The sequence below is a fragment of the Acidovorax sp. GW835-FHT14B10 genome, from assembly GCF_058793725.1.
Genome location: NZ_JBXAGC010000019.1, coordinates 30,318 through 47,981, shown reverse-complemented (window position 1 = coordinate 47,981; position 17,664 = coordinate 30,318). Strand labels below are relative to the sequence as shown.

Genomic DNA, 17,664 nt, shown 5'->3' with positions numbered 1-17,664 from the left:
TACCAGCGCGCCATCGGAAAGTTGCCATGCCGGGCATCTTGCCGCGGTGCACGACAATCCGGCAACGTTCCCTGCCCTTTCATCGCCATGCCCCTGCGCTACCTCGATTTCGATTTCAGTGAAGACGCCGAAGGCACTGGCAGCTTCGATGCCATGGCCAGCGTTTTACCCGCACAGGTGCCCGCTTTGCAGGCCGAGATCAGCGCCGTGCTGGCATGGGCGCACCGGCACTGGCCGGATGCCTGCGGCCCCGCGGAAGACGGGGGAGCATGGCAATACGACCTGCAAGGTGCACAGGAGGTCCGCACGCCGCTGGTGCTGGAGTTTGACGCCGACTCCAGCCAGCTGCGCACGGCGGCGGGCAATCCCGCGCCACCGCGGACCACGATCACCCTGACGATCAGCGGGCGTGCCGACTTCTGTGCGGCCTTGCGCGAAGCCTTCGAAATCGATTAGCCAGCGGACGAAGAACCAACACGGTGGATCCCTGTTGCCCACCAAAGACCCCAGGTTGCCAACCGGTTCGCGCACGGAACACCTTCGATCGTCCCGGCGGCGCTATATTTTCGACGCACTGGTTCAACCCGATACTGGAGAGTTTCATGCTGTCACGCCGCCATTTCCTGGGCGCAAGCCTGGCCACCACCGTCTACGCAGCGGGCTCTTTTGTCCCTGCCTGGGCCCAGAACGCACCCCACTTCGGCACGCCCACCCTGCCCGACCCCGGCTTTCGCCGCATGAAGGTAGGCGATGCGGAGGTGATTGCGCTGAACGACGGCGTCACGCGCCGCCCGCTGGGGGAAGAGTTTGTGAAGAACGCGCCCCTGGCCGGAGTGCGCTCCCTGCTGGCGTCCCAGGGCCTGCCTACGGACTACATCGACGTGCCCTACACGCCCTTCCTCGTGGTGGCGGGTGCGCGCAAGATTCTTATCGACACCGGCCTGGGCGAGTTTGGCGGCCCCACCACGGGCAAGCTGCTGGAAAACCTGCGGGCAGCAGGCCTGCAGGCGACCGACATTGACACGGTGCTGATCAGCCATTTCCATGGCGACCACATCAACGGCCTGCGCAACAAGGCGGGGGAATGGACCTTTCCCAAGGCCAAGGTGCTGGTGCCCGCCGCCGAGCACGCCTTCTGGATGGACGACGCCCGCATGGCCGCAGCCCCCGCAGGCATGAAGGGCGCGTTCGAGAACGTGCGCCGCACCTTTGCCACCATGCCCGCCGATACGCTGGTGCAGTTTGCTGCGGGGGCCGAGGTGGCACCCGGCATCCAATCGGTGGCGGCCTATGGCCACACGCCCGGACACACCTTGTTCGAACTGAACTCGGCCGGCCAGAGTTTCTTTTATGTGGCGGACCTGACCAATGTGCCGGCCCTGTTCGCCCGCAACCCCGACTGGGCCGTGGCCTTTGACATGGACGCCGAAGCCGCACGCAAGGTGCGCCGCGAGATGTTCCAGCGCATCACGGCCCGCAATGCCATGCTGGGCGGCTTCCATTTCCCGTTCCCGGCGTTGGGCCGCATGGCGGCCTCGGGCAATGGCTATGCCTTCCAGCCTGCGGCCTGACGCGCAGCCACCCGCTCCGGCATCGCCCTGCTCCTGTGGTGGTTCAACGCAGGTCCGCTGAAGAGCCTCGATTTCGGCTGTGGCCTAATATCCCCCTTTTTCCACTCCCTCAGAGACCTACCATGGGCAACAAGATCGTCACCGAAGCAGACCGCAAGTACACCCCCCAACCCAAGCCCATGCCCGGCGTGAGCCTGCCTACGTCTGGCCGTGGTCAGCGCGTCAGCCTGGAGCGTGGCGTGGCTACGCGCAGCAAGAAGAACCCCGGCAAGCGCTCCAAGAAGGGCGGCTGACCGGTCCGGCGGCCCCACAGGGCCACTGCGAAAACAAGCCCTCTTCGGAGGGCTTTTTTCTGGGCGCCGCGCAGTGCAGCGCTGCGCACGGCCGCTGACACACCCGCAACGCCTAGCGCACACCGCAGATCAACGCCCCAGGGTCGTTGGGCTGCACCTCGCGGGCCTGCTTGGCCTGGGCCACCGCCATGTCGCGCGGCAAGGTCACGCCGTTCTTGACCGCCAGGATTTCCGCCATCACGCTCACGGCGATTTCAGGGGGGGTTTTGCTGCCGATGTAGATGCCGATGGGGCCACGCAAGCGCGCAAGGCTCTGCGGCGTCTGGTCAAAGTGTTCGATCATGCGGGCCCGGCGCACCTCGTTGTTGCGGCGCGAGCCGATACCGCCCACATAGAACGCATCGGTGTTCAATGCCTCCAGCAGCGCCAGATCGTCGAGCTTGGGGTCATGCGTGAGTGCCACCACGCAGCTGCGGCGATCGGGCTTGAAGGCCAGTACCACATCGTCCGGCATGTCGCTCAGCACGGTGGCGCCGGGCACACCCCAGCTACCCCGGTATTCCTCGCGCGGATCACACACCGTCACCGCGAAGCCGTTGAACAGGGCCATGGTCGCCAGGTACTCGGCCAGCTGGCCCGCACCGATCAGCAGCATCCGGTATTCGGGCCCGAAGGTGTTGGTGAGCTGCACCGCATCCACCACCAGGTCGCCAGGGGTATCGGCCAACGACAGGGTGACGCCGCCATCGGCCAGGCGCACGCTGCGCCGCATCAGCCGGCCCGCTTCGAGCGCCGCGACCAGCTCGGCCAGGCTGGCCGGATCGGGGTCGTACTCCAGCAGCAACTCCAGCGTGCCGCCGCAGGGCAGGCCAAAGCGGTGCGCCTCATCGGCAGACACACCATATTTGACGAAGGATGGCGGGCCGCTGGGAATGCGGTGGTCCGCACCGGCGGTCGTATCGGCTGACGGCGCACCCTGCGCATAGGCCCGGGTGTGCCGGTCCATCAGATCGTCCTCGATGCAGCCGCCCGACACCGAGCCCACCACCGCGCCGTCCTCGCACAGCGCCATGATGGAGCCCACCGGCCGGGGCGACGAGCCCCAGGTGCGCACCACCGTGGCCAAGAGCGCCCGCCGCCCCGCCGCCCGCCAGCCCTGCAGCGTGCGCAACACCATCACATCCAGGTTTTCCATGGTTCACCCACCCATCAAGATTGCTTGGCTCCTGCGTCCGCGACACCGGCACGCCCCAGGCCAGCGGGGAGTCAATTCCACCACCACGCCAACAGCGCCAGCGCCACCGCGCCAGCCACCCATACCCCTACCGGAATGCCAGCGGGGGGATGGCCACCATCCGCCGTTGCATCGCGCAATTGGTCGTATTCCGACGGTACCGTGTCCGCCGCATCGTCACGCGGGTAGCGCCGCTGCATCTCGTTGTCAAAGCGCTTGAAGAAGTCTTCGGCCATGCCCTTGGCGACGCCATCGATCAGGCGCTGGCCCAGCTGGGCAATCTTGCCGCCCACGCTGGCTTGCACGGTGTAGTTCAGCTCGCAACTCTCCTGCCCTGCGCCATCGGCGGGCAATGGCACCAGCAAGACCCGCGCATGGCCCTTGCCAAAGCCGGCCACGCCGCCCGAACCGTCAAAGGCGAGGGTGTAGCGCTCGGGCGGCACGATGTCGGCCAGCGTGATCTTGCCCGTGAATTTGGCCGACACGGGGCCGATCTTGACGGCCATGGCCACGGCGTACTGGTGCTCGCCCGTGGGCTCGACCTTGTCACAGCCGGGGATGCACAGCTTGAGCACCTCGGGGTCGTTGAGCGCATCCCAGGCCTGTTGCTGGCTGACGGCAAGGGTGCGGGTCGCTTGCATTTCCATGGCGGATTCCTCTCGTGTTTTGGTTTCCCTGAAATCGGTCATTGCCGGAGCAAGGCGGCCAGGCTGGCCGCCAGGTCCTGCAAGCGGCTGAGGTTGTGCACGGCCACCATGCCATGGGCCTGGCGGTGCAGCTCGGCCGCCCCGCGCGCCGTCGGTGCGTAGCCCTCAAAGCGCAGCAGCGGGTTGAGCCACAGCAGCCGGCCTGCGTGGCGGCGCAGCCAGCCCAGCTCCTGCGCCAGCACCTCGGGCGGGCCGGTGTCCAGCCCGTCGCTGATGAGCAGCACCAGCGTGCGCCGCCCCACCAGCCGCCGGGCATGCTGCGCGCGCAGCTGGGCCAGGCACTCACCCATGCGGGTGCCGCCGGCAAAGTCGTGGATGGCATGGCTGGCCGCCTGCAGCATGGCATCGGTGTCGGCCAGGCGAAAGGCGGGCGTGAGGTCGGTCAGGCCTGTGCCAAAGGCAAACACATCGCGGCGCACGACGGCACCCGTGTGGCGCGGCGCGGTGGCGGCGTGCAAGAAGGCCAGCAGCAGGCGCGCATAGCGCTCCATGGAGCCGGACACATCCACCAGCACCAGCAGCGGCAGGGGTTGCTGGCGCCGCTGCAGCAAGGGCACACGCAGCACCTCGCCACCGCTGCGGGCGGCCAGGTGCATGGCGCCGGGCCAGTGCGGGCGGCTGCCGCGCAGGCCCGGCCGGGTGCGGCGGGCGGCATAGTGCGGCAAAGGCAAAGGGATGTCGCGCGCCAGGCGCTCGACCAGCAGGTACTCGCTGGCCGAGAGCTGGTTGAAGTCGGCCTGGCGCAGGCGCTGCAGGTCGCTGGCCGTCATGGCGGCATCGAAATCCACCTTGTCGTCCTCGCGCGGCGGTGGCGCGTTGCGGGCGGCGCGCACGGGTGCCAGGGCTTCGCTGACGCGGGGGCTGCGCTTGGCGGGCTCGGCCCTGGACTCAGCGCTGGGCAGCATTTGCGCGAGCAGCTTTTGCGCCACATTGGGGTTGCGAAAGTACGCGTCGAACAGCTCGCGGAACACCATGCGGTCCTGCTCGCGGCTGACCAGCACGGCCTCCAGCGCGGCACTGAAATCCTCGCGCCGCAGACCCACCAGCATCACGGCCTGCTGGGCCAGTGCCATGCGCGCGGCGTCCACGCGCACACCGGCGCGGCGCAGGGTGCGGCCAAAGCCGCTCAGGTTGTCGGCCAGCTTGCCGGTGCGGGCATCGCCCAGCTGCGAGATCGGGGAGATCGTTGCGCCCTGCGCCATGGCTGCGCCCTCAGGCACCGGCATCGACGGGCTGCAGCAACTGCACCGCCATGTCGCGCGTGAGCGCCGCCACGTCCTCGCGCTGCTTGAACAGAATGCCGGCGGTGTCCGAAACCACCTCCGGGTCCACCACGATGGTGTCCAGCGCCACCAGCGCCTTGGCCCATTCCACGCTCTCGGCAATACCGGGGGCGCGCTGAAAAGCGTTGGCAAACGGCTGGCTGCGCAGGCGGCCCACAAAATCGGCCACCTGCTGCGCCAACGCCGCACTGGCGCCCGGCACCTGTGCGCGCACGATGGCCAGCTCGCGCTCGCGCTCGGGGTAGTCGAGCCAGTGGTACAGGCAGCGGCGCTTGACGGCGTCGTGCAGATCGCGCGTGCGGTTGCTGGTGAGAATGGTGACCGGCGTGGCCGTGGCGCGCACGGTGCCGATCTCGGGGATGCTCACCTGGTACTCGCCCAGGTATTCAAGCAAAAAGGCCTCGAAAGGCTCGTCGGCGCGGTCCACCTCGTCGATCAACAGCACGGCGCCCGGCGCGGGAGCCTGCAGCGCCTGCAGCAGGGGGCGGCGGATGAGGTAGCGGTCCTGGTAGACCTCTGCCTCGATATCGCGCAAGGCGCCAGCTGTGGTGACTGCCGAGCCGCCGCCGGGCCGCCCCAAGGCGGCGAGCGCCCCCTCGGGGGGCAGCGAGGACACGCCAGTGCCGAGCGTGGGGGTCGACAGTTCAGCCGCACGCATGTGCAGCAGTTGCGCCGCGTAGTTCCATTCGTACAGCGCCTCGCGCTGCTCCAGGCCGTCGTAGCACTGCAGGCGGATCAGGCTGCGCGCCAGCACCTTGGAGAGCGCCTGGGCCAGCGCCGTCTTGCCCACGCCGGGCTCACCCTCCAGCAACAAAGGCCGCTGCAGCCTGAGCGCCAGGAACACCGCCGTGGCCAGCCGCCGGTCGGCAAAATAGCCCACCTCCTGCAGGAATTGCACCAGGGCATCGATGGAAACCGGGACTGGTGCGGCGACAGACGAATTCATTGCTACTTAATTAATAGCTTTTAGCGCTTATTTCATAAGCACTAGAGGCCAATTTGATCAAAATTACCGCTACGAAAAAGCACAGGCTGCCGATACTGGCACAGCCTGCGCCAGCGCCCCCCGCGCAAGGGCCGCCCCGCCGCGCTGGCGGTGTCCCCCTTCCCGAATTGCGCTGCAATTCGAGAGAAGGGGGAAGGCGCGAAGCGACTCAGGGGGTTGCCATCAATTTTTCCACGGCCCGCTGGGTCTGCACGCTGATCAGGTTGGCGCGGTAGGCAGCACTGGCGTGGATGTCAGCGTTGAGCTCGCTCGCGTCGATCTTCACGGCAGCGGCCGATGCCGGCGTGAAACTCTGGTTGAGCGCCGCCTCCAGCCCCGCATGGCGAAACACGCAGCTGGCCGCGCCCGTGACGGCCACGCGCACACCGCTGTCGGTCTGCGCCACGAACACGCCCACCAGCGAGAAGCGCGAAGCCGCCTGCTTGAACTTCAGGTAGGCCGCGCGCTTGGGGATGGGGAAGCGGATGGCCGTGATGAGCTCGCCCTCTTCCAGCGCCGTGGTGAACATGCCCACAAAGAAATCGTCGGCCGCGATCTCGCGCCGGTGGGTGATCACGGTGGCGCCCAGGCCCAGCACGGCGCTGGGGTAGCAAGCGGCGGGATCGTTGTTGGCCACCGATCCGCCGAGCGTTCCGCGCGCCCGCACCTGGCGGTCACCGATGTGGGCAGCCAGGTCGGCCAGCGCGGGAATGGCGGCTTTTACATCGGCATTGCTGGCCACGTCGGCGTGGCGCGCCATGGCACCGATGACCAGCGCGCTGCCTTCGCGGCGGATGCCCGCCAGCTCGGGAATGCCGTTGAGGTCGACCACCTGCCCGGGGTTGGCCAGGCGCAGGCGCATGGAGGGCAGCAGGCTTTGCCCGCCGGCCAGCAGCTTGCCGCCCTGGGCGATGTGTTGCGCAGCAGCAGCGGTGGAGGTGGGCGCTTCAAAGGTGAATGCGTACATAGGGAACTCCTGTCAGTTTTCATGCTGCGACAGCAAAGGCTCGCAACCGGTGAAAAACGCGCGGCAAAGGCCAGCGGCCGCCGCGCAAGGGCCGCCCCGCCGCGCTGGCGGCGTCCCCCTGGAGAGGGAAGGCGCGAAGCGACTCAGGGGGTGTTTCATGTTTTGGCGCTTTGGATGGCTTCCCACACACGGTGCGGCGATGCGGGCATGTCAAAGTCGCGCACACCCAGCGGGCGCAGGGCGTCGAGCACGGCGTTGATCACGGCAGGCGGCGAGCCGATGGCCCCGGCCTCGCCGCAACCCTTGGTGCCCAGCGGGTTGTGTGTGCAGGGCGTGCACACATGGCCCAGCTGGAAGGTGGGGAAGTCGTCGGCGCGCGGCATGGCGTAGTCCATGAAGCTGCCGGTGAGCAGCTGGCCGGTTTCGCGGTCGTACACGCAGTTTTCCAGCAGCGCCTGGCCAATGCCCTGCACCAGGCCGCCGTGCACCTGGCCCTCCACGATCATGGGGTTGATGATGGTGCCGAAGTCGTCCACCGCAGTGAACCTGTCCACGCGGGTGAAGCCCGTGGCCGGGTCCACCTCCACCTCGCAGATGTAGGTGCCCGCAGGAAAGGTGAAGTTGGTCGGGTCGTAGAACGCGGTTTCGTTCAAACCCGGTTCGAGCTTGTCGAGCGGGTAGTTGTGCGGCACATAGGCCGTGAGTGCCACCTGGCCAAAGGGGATCTTCTTGTCGGTGCCGCGCACGGTGAACTCGCCGCCGCTGAAGTCGATGTCGGCGTCGCTGGCTTCCATCAGGTGCGCGGCGATCTTCTTGGCCTTGGCCTCGATCTTGTCCAGCGCCTTCATGATGGCCGCGCCACCCACGCTGATGGAACGCGAGCCGTAGGTGCCCATGCCAAACGGCACGCGGCCCGTGTCGCCGTGCACGATGTCCACGTTCTCCACCGGAATGCCCAGGCGCGCGGCCACCACCTGCGCAAACGTGGTTTCATGCCCCTGGCCGTGGCTGTGCGAGCCGGTGAACACCGTCACGCTGCCCGTGGGATGCACGCGCACCTCGCCGCATTCGAACAGCCCGGCGCGCGCGCCCAGGGCGCCCGCGATGTTGGACGGTGCAATGCCGCAGGCCTCGATGTAGCTGCTGTAGCCGATGCCACGCTGGAGGCCCTTGGCCGCGTTGGCCGCCCGGCGTGCGGCAAAGCCCGCCACATCGGCCAGCTGCTCGGCCTGCGCCATGCAGGCGTGGTAGTCGCCAATGTCGTATTGCAGCGCCACCGGCGTCTGGTAGGGGAAGCTGGTGATGAAGTTGCGCTTGCGGATCTCGTCTTGCGCCAGCCCCATGTCCCAGGCGCAGCGCGAGACCAGGCGCTCGAGCAGGTAGGTGGCCTCGGGCCGGCCCGCGCCGCGGTAGGCATCCACCGGGGCCGTGTTGGTGAACCAGGCATCCACTTCCACATGGACCTGCGGTGTGCTGTATTGCCCGGCCAGCAGCGTGGCATACAGGATGGTGGGCACCGCGCTGGCAAAGGTGGAAAGATAAGCGCCCACGTTCGCATCGGTGTGCACGCGCAGGGCCAGGAACTTGCCGTTGGCGTCCATGGCCATTTCGGCGTGGCTCACATGGTCGCGGCCATGCGCATCCGAGAGGAAGGACTCGCTGCGGTCGGCCACCCACTTGATGTTGCGGTTGAGCTTTTTGGCGGCCCAGGTCAGGCACACGTCTTCGGCATACAAAAAGATCTTGGAGCCAAAGCCGCCGCCCACATCGGGGGCGATCACGCGCACCTTGTGCTCGGGCAGGCCCATCACAAAGGCCGTCATCAAGAGGCGCTCGACATGCGGGTTCTGGTTGCTCACATAGAGCGTGTATTCGTCGTTCGCGCGGCTGTAGCTGCCAATGGCGGCGCGCGGCTCCATGGCGTTGGGGATCAGGCGGTTGTTGACCAGGTCGAGCTTCGTCACATGCGCGGCGCTGGCGAACACGGCGTCCACCGCGCCCTTGTCGCCAATCGCCCATTTGAAGCAATGGTTGTCGGGTGCGATGTCGTGCACCACCGCACCGGCCACCTTGCCGGCTGCGGCATCGGCCACGTTGACCACGGCGGGCAGCACGTCGTAGTCCACCTCCACCAGCTCGGCGGCGTCGCGCGCCTGCTGCTGGGTCTGCGCCACCACCATGGCCACATGGTCGCCCACGTAGCGCACCTTGCCTTGCGCCAGGATGGGGTGTGGCGGCTCCTTCATGGGCTCGCCATTGGTGCTGGTGATGAGCCAGCCGCAGGGCAGGCCGTTGATTCTGTCAGCGGCCACATCGGCGCCGGTGAAAACGCCCAGCACGCCCGGCGCGGCCTGGGCGGCGCTGACGTTGATGCTGTTGATGTTGGCGTGCGCGTGCGGCGAGCGCACGAACACCGCGTGGCTTTGCGCGGCCAGCACCACGTCGTCGGTGTACTGGCCCGCACCGGTCAGGAAGCGGTAGTCTTCCTTGCGCTTGAGCGGCTCACCGATGTGCGGCAGCTTGGAAAAATCGGATGCACCCATGGTTGTTCTCCCCTGTGTTTATGCCGACGCCATGGCCTTCTGGCCGACCTGCACCGCGCGCACGATGTTCTGGTAGCCCGTGCAGCGGCAGATGTTGCCTTCCAGCAGTTCGCGGATCTCGCCTTCGCTGGCGTGGGGGTGGCTCTTGCACAGGTCCACCGCGCTCATCACCATGCCGGGGGTGCAAAAGCCGCACTGCAGGCCATGGCACTCCTTGAAGGCCGCCTGCATGGGGTGCATGGTGCCGTCGGGCGCGGCCAGGCCTTCGATGGTCTGCACCTCGGCGCCCTGCGCCTGCACGGCCAGCATGGCGCAGGATTTGACGGCGCGGCCGTTGACGATCACGGTGCAGGCGCCGCACTGGCTGGTGTCGCAGCCCACATGGGTGCCGGTGAGCAGCAGGTGCTCGCGCAGCGCGTGGACAAGCAGGGTGTTGGGGGGAACGTCAACACGGGCGGCACGCCCGTTGACCGTGAACTGGACTTGCATCTGGCTGTCTCCTGGATGGGGTGGGCTGGAACTGCAAACCGCATCTTGGGCTGCGCGCACTTCGCGATCCCTAGGGAGAACCCTCGGTTCCTGGAGGTCCGCACGGGATATTCTCAAAATGAAACATGTTGCAGTGCACACCCGCCGCACCATGCGGACTGCATTGCAAAGGCGGGGCGCACATGCCGGGCACCCGGCGCCCTGCCCTCTATCGGAGGTTCCATGCTTGCCGTTGCCCCGCCACCGCCCGCCGAGCGCCTGCACCTGATTGCCCAGGCGCGCAGCGCCCTGCTCAGCCAGGGGCCCTTGCCCGCCGCGCTGGCCATCGAGCCCTGGATCGTGCGCTCGTGGCAGCGCTGCCTGGCCAGCGGACACCGGCCGGGGCACCCACTGGCCTTCAACGTGGTCAGCGCCCCCACCTTGCAGCGCACCGCCGAGCAACACGCCACGCTGCTGCAAGCGGCCCGGCCCGTGCTGGCGCAACTCACCCGCGCCATTGCAGACATGCACTATTTCGCCCTGCTGGCCGACGCGCGCGGCCTGGTGATCGAGGTGCAGGGCGCGGTGGACCGCCACGACCCCCGCGCCCGCGCCATCGGCCGCGTGGGCGTTGACCTGTCCGAGGCCGCCGTGGGCACCACCGCCATCGGCGCTGCACTGGCCGAGCTGCAGCCAGTGTGGCTGCACCGGGGCGAGCATTTCTTTGACGCCAACAGCGGCTACAGCTGCGCCGGCGCGCCCCTGTTCGGGCCCCAGGGCCAGTGCGTGGGCATGCTGGACCTGACCGGCGTGGATGTGCCCGAGCGGCCCGAGCTGCGCCACCTGGTCGCCCGCTCGGCCCGCGCCATCGAAGACGCCCTGCTGCTGCAACTGCCGCACGCGCTGCTGCTGCGCATCAACTGGCCGGGCAGCACGCTGGGGGGCGATGGCGACGGCCTGATGGCGCTGGACGCCGACGGCGCGGTGGTGGGCGCCAACAGCATGGCACGCCAGCTGGTGCCGCAGCCGCTGCGCGAACCCGGCGCGCCAGTGCATTGCAGCGATCTGCTGGCCCTGCCCTGGCCCCTGCTGTTCGATGCGGCACAGCGCCCACCGGCCCTGCCGCTGGACCTGCCCCTGTGGTCGGGCCTGCGCCTGCAGGGCCTGGCCCTGCGCGCCCGTCCGGCCCGTACGCCATCCCGCCTGGCGGTGGCCAGCGCCAGCAGCCCGGCGCCGCTGCGCGCGGCCGAAGCCGCCCTCATCCGCCAGGCCGTGCAGGATGCGCGCGGCAACGTCGCCGAAGCCGCCCGCGCACTGGGCATCAGCCGCGCCACGGTGTACCGCAAGCTCGGGACAGTCAAAAGACAGGGTTCGCGCGAATTTTGATAAAAAGTAGCCATGGCGCTTCTCTAAAAAGCATTGGAAGCTATATTTTCAATAGCAACCTTGTTTCTTTTTCTTGTGGCTGTCCGCAAGGCCCTTGACCTGCGGCCTGCGCACGGCAGGCTGGGCTGCGGCGACAATCCTCAGGGCAAGCCGTGCACCACCCCGAACAACCCATGCCCCACGAAAATCCATCAGGCTTCAACGCCCGCCTGTGGCGCCGTTTCGTGGAGATTGCACGGCCCTACTGGCAATCCGAGGAGCGCTGGCGCTCGCGCGGGCTGCTGGCGCTGCTGGTGTTGCTGCTACTGGGGCAGACCGCCTGCAACGTGTGGTTCAACCACGAAACCGGCGAATTCACGTCCGCACTGGCGGCGCACGATGCAGACCGCTTCTGGGCTTCCATCCGGCGCTACACCCTCATCCTGGTGGCGGCCGTGCCGATTTACGCGCTGTATTACTACGTGCGCGACACCCTGGGTCTGCGCTGGCGGCGCTGGCTCACGCAGCATTTTCTGGCGCGCTATTTCGACCAGCAGGCCTATTACCGGCTGAACGCCATTGCGGGCATCGACAACCCCGACCAGCGCATCGCGGAAGACATCAACGCGTTCACGCAGCAGTCGCTGTATTTCTCGATGATCGCGCTGGGCGCGGTGATCCAGCTGATTGCGTTTGCTAGTGTGCTGTGGGCCATCTCGCAGGGACTGGTCTATTTTCTGATCGGTTACGCCATCTTCAGCACCGTGTTCACCGCCAAGGTCTTTGGCCAGCGCCTGATCGGGCTGAACTACCGCCAGCTGCAGCGCGAGGCCGATTTCCGCTTCAGCCTGGTGCGGGTGCGCGAGCATGCCGAGCCCATCGCCTTTCACAGTGGCGAGCAGCGTGAAATGTCCACCCTGCAACGCATTTTTGACGCCCTGTATGCCAACTACCAGCAGGTGCTGCGCTGGCAGTTCAAGCTCAACCTGTTCCAGTACACGCACAGCTTCCTGACCATCGTGCTGCCCAGCGTGATCATTGCCAACCAGGTGCTCTCGGGCGACCTGGAGGTAGGGCGGGCCATTCAGGCCGCAGGCGCCTTTGCGGCCATCCTGAGCGCGCTGACAGTGATCGTCGAGCATTTCGAAAGCCTGAGCCGCTTCTCGGCCGGCGTGGACCGGCTGCATGCGTTTGCCACCACCCTCGAAGGCCAGGCGCTGCCCCCTGCGCTCCCCGCACCGCAGAGCGCCAGCGAGCCCAGTCTCGAAACCACGGTCCATATCCACACCGTGCCGGGCTTCGAGCTGGGGGTCACGCAGCTGACGGTGCTCACCCCCAACCGCGAACACCTGCTGCTGCACGACCTCACGCTCCGCGTGCACCCTGGCCGGGGCCTGCTGATCGTGGGGCCCAGCGGCGCGGGCAAAAGCTCGCTGCTGCGCGTGGTGGCCGGTCTGTGGGCCACCGGGTCTGGCGAAGTGGTGCGCCCCGCCGACCCCGACATGCTCTTTCTGCCCCAGAACCCCTACCTGCCCCTGGGCGACCTGCGCTGCCAGCTGCTCTACCCCCAGACGGAACGCGAAATCACGGACGCGGAGCTGCAGCAATGGCTGGAGCGGGTGAACCTGCCCACACTGGCCAAGCGCTTCGGCGGGCTCAGCGCCCACCTCGATTGGGCCAAGGTGCTGTCGGTCGGCGAGCAGCAGCGCCTGGCCTTTGCCCGTGCGCTGCTGGCCAAGCCCCGCTACCTGCTGCTGGACGAAGCCACCAGTGCGCTCGACTCTGCCAATGAAGCGCTGCTGTATGGGCAACTGACGGGCCTGTCGATCACGCCAGTGAGTGTGAGCCACCACCGGAGCGTGCTGGAATACCACCACCAGGTCCTGGAACTGGCGGGCGACGGCCGCTGGGCACTGCATGCCGCGGGCCACTACCACTGGACATGAACACCCGGCAGCGGGCCCATGCAACCGCTAGACGGCGCAACGGACCTGCATGGGGTCATTGAAAGCACCGGACTATCATCGCCCCATGCTGATCGAGACCCTGGACACCGCACGCGACCTGGGGCGCCTGAAGGAGATTCTGGGCGTGATGGTGCGCCACGGATTTGGCGACACCGTGCGCCGCCTCGGCCTGGCCGACAAGCTGGAGCGCGCCGGCCAGGCACTCCACTGGAACCTGGCGGGCAACCTGGCCCGCGTCGAACCGCCCGTGCAGGTGCGGTTGGCGCTGGAAGAGCTGGGCCCCACCTTCGTCAAGTTCGGGCAGCTCCTGGCGGGCCGTGCCGACCTGTTCGGACCCGACTGGATCGCCGAGTTCGAAAAACTCCAGAGCCATGTCCCGGCCGTGCCCCTGGAGGCGCTGCGCCCCCATTTGCGCCAGGACCTGGGGGATGAACCCGAGGCCGTTTTTGCGCGCTTTGACACCGAACCGCTGGCCGCAGCCTCGATTGCGCAGGTGCACCGCGCACAGCTGCCCGACGGCAGTGAAGTGGTCGTCAAGATACGCCGCCCCGGCATCGGCGAGGTGATCGAGGCCGACCTGCGCCTGCTGGAGCGGCTGGCCGCGCTGGCCGAAGCCGAACTGGCCGCCCTCAAGCCCTACCGGCCGCAGCAGCTGGTGCGCGAGTTCGCACGCTCACTGCGGCGCGAACTCAACCTGGCGGGCGAATGCCGCAGTGCCGAACGCATTGCCGGCAACCTCACCAGCATGCCCCACATCGTGGTGCCGCGCGTGTACTGGGAGCACACCAGTGAACGCATCAATGTGCAGCAATTCATCCAGGGTGTCCCCGGCGGGCAGCTGGATGCGCTGACGTCCGAAGCCGGCTTTGACCGCACCGTGCTGGCCCGGCGCGGCGCCCAGGCCGTGCTGAAAATGATTGTGCAGGACGGCATCTTCCATGCCGATCCGCACCCCGGCAATGTGTTCTATCTGCAAGGCAACCGCATCGCTTTCATCGACTTCGGCATGGTGGGGCGCCTGTCGCAGCGGCGGCGCGACGAACTGCTGCAGATGCTGCTGGGCCTGGTCGAGCGCCAGCCGCAGGCAGTGGCCGAGGTGCTACTGGACTGGGCGGGCGACGCCCACGGCGTGGACCTGGGGCAACTGGAGATGGAGGTGGAAGCCTTTGTCGACCAGTACCACGGCGTGCCCCTGGCCCAACTGCAGCTGGGCCAGATGCTGGCCGATGTGACCTCCATCCTGCGCGAGCACCACCTGGGCCTGCCACCCGACCTGGCCCTGCTCATCAAGGCCTTCATTTCGCTGGAAGGCATGGGCCGCAACCTGGACCCGGACTTTCACATGGCGACCGAGGCCCTGCCGCTGCTGCGCCAGGTGGTGCGCACACGCCATGAACCGCGCGCACTGGCCGGTCGTGCCTGGCAGGCCTTGCGCCGGGCGCTGGCCACCGCCGAGCAATTGCCCGACGACCTGGCGCGCCTGCTGCGCAACGCGCGCCGGGGCCGCCTGCAGGTGGGCATCGAGTTGGCCCATCTCAAGCGGGTGGGTGACCAGATCGACCGCTCTGCCAACCGGCTGTCGATGGCGCTCATCATCGCGGCCCTCATCATCGGCTCATCCATCGTGATGACCGTGCAGGGCGGGCCCACGCTGTTCGGGCTGCCGGCCTTTGGCTTCCTGGGCTTCTTTGGTGCCGTGGTCTGCGGGCTGTGGCTGGTGCGCGCCATCTGGCGCAGCAGCCACCATAGAGACGACGATTAAGGAGGAGCGGCATACCCCTCGCGCGTCGGCGGCAATGCGAATCGGCAGGGGCCGCAAGGCATCTTTTTGCGGTCAGTAGCCAAGCTATTGGCAAAGAAAGCAGCGCATCGCCAGAGGCCGCAGGGAGTTATACAGGATAGCGCGACACGGCCCGGGGGCTCACTTCGCTGCGTTCGGGAAGAACAACTGCTTACCACCGATCTTGTAGTTGGCGATTGCCGTCTGGCCCACGGGCGAAACCACCCAGTTCACGAATTTCTGTGCGTCCTGCCCCTTCACATGCGGGTGCTTGGCGGGGTTCACCACCATCAGGCCGTACTGGTTGAACAGGCGCGTGTCGCCCTCCACCAGCACGGCCAGGTCGGCGCGGTTCTTGAAGTTGAGCCAGGTGCCCCGGTCGGCCAGCACATAGGCGCCGCTGGAGGCGGCAATATTGAGCGCCGGGCCCATGCCGCAGCCGCACTCCTTGTAGCCGCTGCCCTTGGCAGCATCGGCGCCCGCCAGCTTCCAGTAGCGCAGTTCGGCGGCGTGGGTGCCACTCTTGTCGCCACGCGAGACAAATTCGCCATTGCCAGCGGCCAGCTTTTTCAGCGCTTCCACGATGTCCTTGCCCTTGATACCGGCGGGGTCGTTCCTGGGGCCGACCAGGATGAAGTCGTTGTACATCACGGGGTAGCGCTTCACACCCCAGCCATCGGCCACAAAATTTTCCTCGGCCACCTGGTCGTGCACGAACAGCACATCGGCATCACCGCGGCGCGCCGTGTCCAGCGCCTGGCCCGTACCCAGGGCCACCACCTTCACATCCAGGCCGCTGGCCTTCTTGAACTCGGGCAGCAGATAACCGAACAGGCCCGACTGCTCGGTGGAGGTGGTGGACGCCATGGTGATGGACTGCGCGTTGGCGACTCCACAAACGGCCAAAACAATGGCTGAAAGCGCTTTACAAGTCAGCGCCAGAGGCCCAAAGGACTCCATTTTCTTCATCCCATTTCTCCTTTGACAAACACTCGGGCGGCGTCGGGCAGGGGGCCGTTGAAAAAGTCGTGCACTGGCAAATCGGCCAGCACAGCGCCGTGTTCGAGATAGATCACCCGGCTGGCCAGCCGCTTGACCTGGCCCAGGTTGTGGCTGCTGAAAACCATGGTCACGGGGTGGGCCGGCCCCGCCTGGCCGTGGCTGGCGGCCAGGTCGGCCATCAGCAGCTCGACCTCGCGCTTGGCGTGCGGGTCGAGGCTGGCGGTGGGCTCGTCGAGCAGCAGCACATCGGGCCGCAGCGCCCAGGCCCGCGCCAGCGCCACCCGCTGCTGCTGTCCGCCCGAGAGGGTGTGCGCGCCTTGCGCCGCAATGCCCTCCAGCCCCACGCGCTGCAATGCCAGCAACGCCTGCGCACGCGCGTCACGCCAGCGCACGCCCTGCAGCCACATGCCCAGCGCCACGTTGTGCTGGGCGCTGGCGCGCAGCATGTGCGGGCGCTGGAACAGCATCGCCTGGCGGCGGCCATCGACCCGCAGCAACTGGCCGCTGCTGGGTTTGGCCAGGCCGTGCAGCACGCGCAGCAGCGTGCTCTTGCCACAGCCATTGGCACCGATCAACGCCACGCACTCGCCCGGGGCCACCGACAGATTCACACCCAGGAGCGCCTGCACGCGGCCATAGCGCACACCCACGCCGTGCAGGGAGAAAACAGGGGGATGATCGGGCGGGCTCAACGACGCCCGCGCCATCTTCACACCCTCAGGCCAGGGCGCGGCCGCGCCCACGGCGGGCACTGCGCTCATGCCAGCACCCCCGGCAGGGCGCCCTGCGAGGTGCCGTCCACGCCTTCGCGCCAGCGCCGCAGCACGGCAATCAGCCCATTGAGTGCCAGCACCACGGCCAGCAGCACCAGGCCCAGGGCCAGGGCCAGCGGCAGATCGCCCTTGCTGGTTTCCAGGGCGATGGCGGTGGTCATGACGCGCGTGAAACCGTCGATGTTGCCGCCCACGATCATCACGGCGCCCACTTCGGAAATGGCGCGCCCGAACGATGCGATCAGCACCGTCAGGAGGGCATAGCGCTCGTCCCAGGCCAGCAACAGGCTGCGCATCACGGGGCCCGCTCCAAGCGATTGCAACTGCTCGCCATGGCTGCGCTCGGCATCGGCCACCGACTGGCAGGTCAGGGCCGTGACCACCGGCAGCACCAGCAGGGTCTGGGCAATGACCATGGCCTTGAATGTGAAGAGCCACCCCATGGCGCCAAAGGGGCCGCTGCGCGACAGCAGCAGATAGACCACGAGTCCGACCACCACCGAAGGCACGGCCAGCAGGGTGTTGAGCCAGGCCAGCACGGCCCCCCGGCCTGCAAAACGCGCCACACCCAGCCACGCGCCCAGCACCAGACCGCCGCCGCAGGCCAGCAGGCAGGCCGAGCCGCTGACAGCAAGGGAGCGGCCCACGATGGTCCACAAAACAGGGTCGGCCGAAACCGTGAGATGCAGCGCCGTGAGGACGCTTTCAGAGAGAGTGGACATGGAT

Annotated in this window: 16 protein-coding genes; 6 read left to right on the top strand and 10 right to left on the bottom strand. The window is 67.5% G+C overall.

Annotation, left to right across the window (positions count from 1 at the left end):
- The first annotated feature begins 87 nt into the window (after nucleotides 1–87).
- From AC1Q5S_RS15165 to AC1Q5S_RS15155, 3 genes are all read left to right on the top strand, one after another.
- Complete coding sequence (locus AC1Q5S_RS15165) at nucleotides 88–456, top strand: hypothetical protein (RefSeq protein WP_422204660.1); 369 nt, start codon at nucleotides 88–90, stop codon at nucleotides 454–456.
- A gap of 146 nt (nucleotides 457–602) precedes the next feature.
- Complete coding sequence (locus AC1Q5S_RS15160) at nucleotides 603–1,571, top strand: MBL fold metallo-hydrolase (protein WP_422204662.1); 969 nt, start codon at nucleotides 603–605, stop codon at nucleotides 1,569–1,571.
- Between the two features lie 122 nt (nucleotides 1,572–1,693).
- Nucleotides 1,694–1,864 (top strand): hypothetical protein, encoded by a 171-nt coding sequence (locus AC1Q5S_RS15155; RefSeq protein WP_303838401.1) that lies wholly within the window; start codon nucleotides 1,694–1,696, stop codon nucleotides 1,862–1,864.
- A 112-nt stretch (nucleotides 1,865–1,976) separates the two neighbouring features.
- Here the strand turns inward: AC1Q5S_RS15155 and AC1Q5S_RS15150 are convergent, their stop codons facing one another.
- The 7 genes from AC1Q5S_RS15150 to AC1Q5S_RS15120 all read right to left on the bottom strand — a co-directional run bounded on the left by AC1Q5S_RS15150 (nucleotide 1,977) and on the right by AC1Q5S_RS15120 (nucleotide 10,072).
- The gene (locus tag AC1Q5S_RS15150) at nucleotides 1,977–3,059 is read right to left on the bottom strand and encodes an XdhC family protein (RefSeq protein ID WP_422204664.1); all 1,083 of its coding nucleotides are present in this window, start codon (nucleotides 3,057–3,059) and stop codon (nucleotides 1,977–1,979) included.
- A gap of 71 nt (nucleotides 3,060–3,130) precedes the next feature.
- Nucleotides 3,131–3,745: an SRPBCC family protein gene (locus tag AC1Q5S_RS15145; RefSeq protein ID WP_303838421.1), complete on the bottom strand. Its 615-nt coding sequence runs from the start codon at nucleotides 3,743–3,745 to the stop codon at nucleotides 3,131–3,133.
- 38 nt (nucleotides 3,746–3,783) lie between these two features.
- Nucleotides 3,784–5,031 carry a vWA domain-containing protein gene (locus tag AC1Q5S_RS15140; RefSeq protein ID WP_422204667.1) on the bottom strand — a complete coding sequence of 416 codons (1,248 nt, stop codon included), beginning with the start codon at nucleotides 5,029–5,031 and terminating at the stop codon, nucleotides 3,784–3,786.
- The gene (locus tag AC1Q5S_RS15135) at nucleotides 5,018–6,034 is read right to left on the bottom strand and encodes an AAA family ATPase (RefSeq protein WP_422204669.1); all 1,017 of its coding nucleotides are present in this window, start codon (nucleotides 6,032–6,034) and stop codon (nucleotides 5,018–5,020) included. The genes AC1Q5S_RS15140 and AC1Q5S_RS15135 overlap by 14 nt, the downstream gene beginning before the upstream one ends.
- Before the next feature lie 208 nt (nucleotides 6,035–6,242).
- Entirely contained in the window at nucleotides 6,243–7,040 is a 798-nt protein-coding gene (locus tag AC1Q5S_RS15130; protein ID WP_303837982.1) for an FAD binding domain-containing protein, read from the bottom strand.
- Between the two features lie 155 nt (nucleotides 7,041–7,195).
- Complete coding sequence (locus AC1Q5S_RS15125; RefSeq protein WP_422204671.1) at nucleotides 7,196–9,583, bottom strand: xanthine dehydrogenase family protein molybdopterin-binding subunit; 2,388 nt, start codon at nucleotides 9,581–9,583, stop codon at nucleotides 7,196–7,198.
- 18 nt (nucleotides 9,584–9,601) lie between these two features.
- On the bottom strand, nucleotides 9,602–10,072 hold the full coding sequence (locus tag AC1Q5S_RS15120) for a (2Fe-2S)-binding protein (protein ID WP_422204673.1): 471 nt from the start codon (nucleotides 10,070–10,072) through the stop codon (nucleotides 9,602–9,604).
- Between the two features lie 222 nt (nucleotides 10,073–10,294).
- Between AC1Q5S_RS15120 and AC1Q5S_RS15115 the strand changes: the two genes are divergently transcribed.
- The 3 genes from AC1Q5S_RS15115 (at nucleotide 10,295) to AC1Q5S_RS15105 (ending at nucleotide 15,145) form a co-directional block, all read left to right on the top strand.
- Nucleotides 10,295–11,437 (top strand): helix-turn-helix domain-containing protein, encoded by a 1,143-nt coding sequence (locus tag AC1Q5S_RS15115; RefSeq protein WP_422204675.1) that lies wholly within the window; start codon nucleotides 10,295–10,297, stop codon nucleotides 11,435–11,437.
- A gap of 173 nt (nucleotides 11,438–11,610) precedes the next feature.
- Nucleotides 11,611–13,362 (top strand): ABC transporter ATP-binding protein/permease, encoded by a 1,752-nt coding sequence (locus tag AC1Q5S_RS15110; protein ID WP_422204677.1) that lies wholly within the window; start codon nucleotides 11,611–11,613, stop codon nucleotides 13,360–13,362.
- 85 nt (nucleotides 13,363–13,447) lie between these two features.
- A complete protein-coding gene (locus tag AC1Q5S_RS15105; protein WP_303837520.1) occupies nucleotides 13,448–15,145 on the top strand; it encodes an ABC1 kinase family protein in 1,698 nt (565 codons plus the stop codon).
- A 159-nt stretch (nucleotides 15,146–15,304) separates the two neighbouring features.
- On the opposite strand, the gene AC1Q5S_RS15100 is transcribed toward AC1Q5S_RS15105, so the two are convergent.
- The 3 genes from AC1Q5S_RS15100 to AC1Q5S_RS15090 are packed head-to-tail and all read right to left on the bottom strand — an operon-like array spanning nucleotide 15,305 to nucleotide 17,660.
- On the bottom strand, nucleotides 15,305–16,132 hold the full coding sequence (locus AC1Q5S_RS15100) for an ABC transporter substrate-binding protein (RefSeq protein ID WP_422204680.1): 828 nt from the start codon (nucleotides 16,130–16,132) through the stop codon (nucleotides 15,305–15,307).
- Nucleotides 16,129–16,926, bottom strand: a complete 798-nt coding sequence (locus tag AC1Q5S_RS15095; protein WP_422204682.1) for an ABC transporter ATP-binding protein — start codon at nucleotides 16,924–16,926, stop codon at nucleotides 16,129–16,131. Before AC1Q5S_RS15095 ends, AC1Q5S_RS15100 begins: the two co-directional genes overlap by 4 nt.
- Entirely contained in the window at nucleotides 16,923–17,660 is a 738-nt protein-coding gene (locus AC1Q5S_RS15090) for an ABC transporter permease (RefSeq protein ID WP_303837523.1), read from the bottom strand. Before AC1Q5S_RS15090 ends, AC1Q5S_RS15095 begins: the two co-directional genes overlap by 4 nt.
- Nucleotides 17,661–17,664: the final 4 nt, after the last annotated feature.

What these genes read in the sequence shown, in the direction of transcription:
- AC1Q5S_RS15095 (WP_422204682.1), bottom strand. Translation starts at nt 16,926, where the DNA reads ATGAGCGCAGTGCCCGCCGTGGGCGCGGCCGCGCCCTGGCCTGAGGGT.
- AC1Q5S_RS15110 (WP_422204677.1), top strand. Translation starts at nt 11,611, where the DNA reads ATGCCCCACGAAAATCCATCAGGCTTCAACGCCCGCCTGTGGCGCCGT.
- AC1Q5S_RS15165 (WP_422204660.1), top strand. Translation starts at nt 88, where the DNA reads ATGCCCCTGCGCTACCTCGATTTCGATTTCAGTGAAGACGCCGAAGGC.
- AC1Q5S_RS15145 (WP_303838421.1), bottom strand. Translation starts at nt 3,745, where the DNA reads ATGGAAATGCAAGCGACCCGCACCCTTGCCGTCAGCCAGCAACAGGCC.
- AC1Q5S_RS15120 (WP_422204673.1), bottom strand. Translation starts at nt 10,072, where the DNA reads ATGCAAGTCCAGTTCACGGTCAACGGGCGTGCCGCCCGTGTTGACGTT.
- AC1Q5S_RS15160 (WP_422204662.1), top strand. Translation starts at nt 603, where the DNA reads ATGCTGTCACGCCGCCATTTCCTGGGCGCAAGCCTGGCCACCACCGTC.
- AC1Q5S_RS15090 (WP_303837523.1), bottom strand. Translation starts at nt 17,660, where the DNA reads ATGTCCACTCTCTCTGAAAGCGTCCTCACGGCGCTGCATCTCACGGTT.
- AC1Q5S_RS15130 (WP_303837982.1), bottom strand. Translation starts at nt 7,040, where the DNA reads ATGTACGCATTCACCTTTGAAGCGCCCACCTCCACCGCTGCTGCTGCG.
- AC1Q5S_RS15115 (WP_422204675.1), top strand. Translation starts at nt 10,295, where the DNA reads ATGCTTGCCGTTGCCCCGCCACCGCCCGCCGAGCGCCTGCACCTGATT.
- AC1Q5S_RS15100 (WP_422204680.1), bottom strand. Translation starts at nt 16,132, where the DNA reads ATGAAGAAAATGGAGTCCTTTGGGCCTCTGGCGCTGACTTGTAAAGCG.
- AC1Q5S_RS15140 (WP_422204667.1), bottom strand. Translation starts at nt 5,031, where the DNA reads ATGCCGGTGCCTGAGGGCGCAGCCATGGCGCAGGGCGCAACGATCTCC.
- AC1Q5S_RS15150 (WP_422204664.1), bottom strand. Translation starts at nt 3,059, where the DNA reads ATGGAAAACCTGGATGTGATGGTGTTGCGCACGCTGCAGGGCTGGCGG.
- AC1Q5S_RS15155 (WP_303838401.1), top strand. Translation starts at nt 1,694, where the DNA reads ATGGGCAACAAGATCGTCACCGAAGCAGACCGCAAGTACACCCCCCAA.
- AC1Q5S_RS15125 (WP_422204671.1), bottom strand. Translation starts at nt 9,583, where the DNA reads ATGGGTGCATCCGATTTTTCCAAGCTGCCGCACATCGGTGAGCCGCTC.
- AC1Q5S_RS15135 (WP_422204669.1), bottom strand. Translation starts at nt 6,034, where the DNA reads ATGAATTCGTCTGTCGCCGCACCAGTCCCGGTTTCCATCGATGCCCTG.
- AC1Q5S_RS15105 (WP_303837520.1), top strand. Translation starts at nt 13,448, where the DNA reads ATGCTGATCGAGACCCTGGACACCGCACGCGACCTGGGGCGCCTGAAG.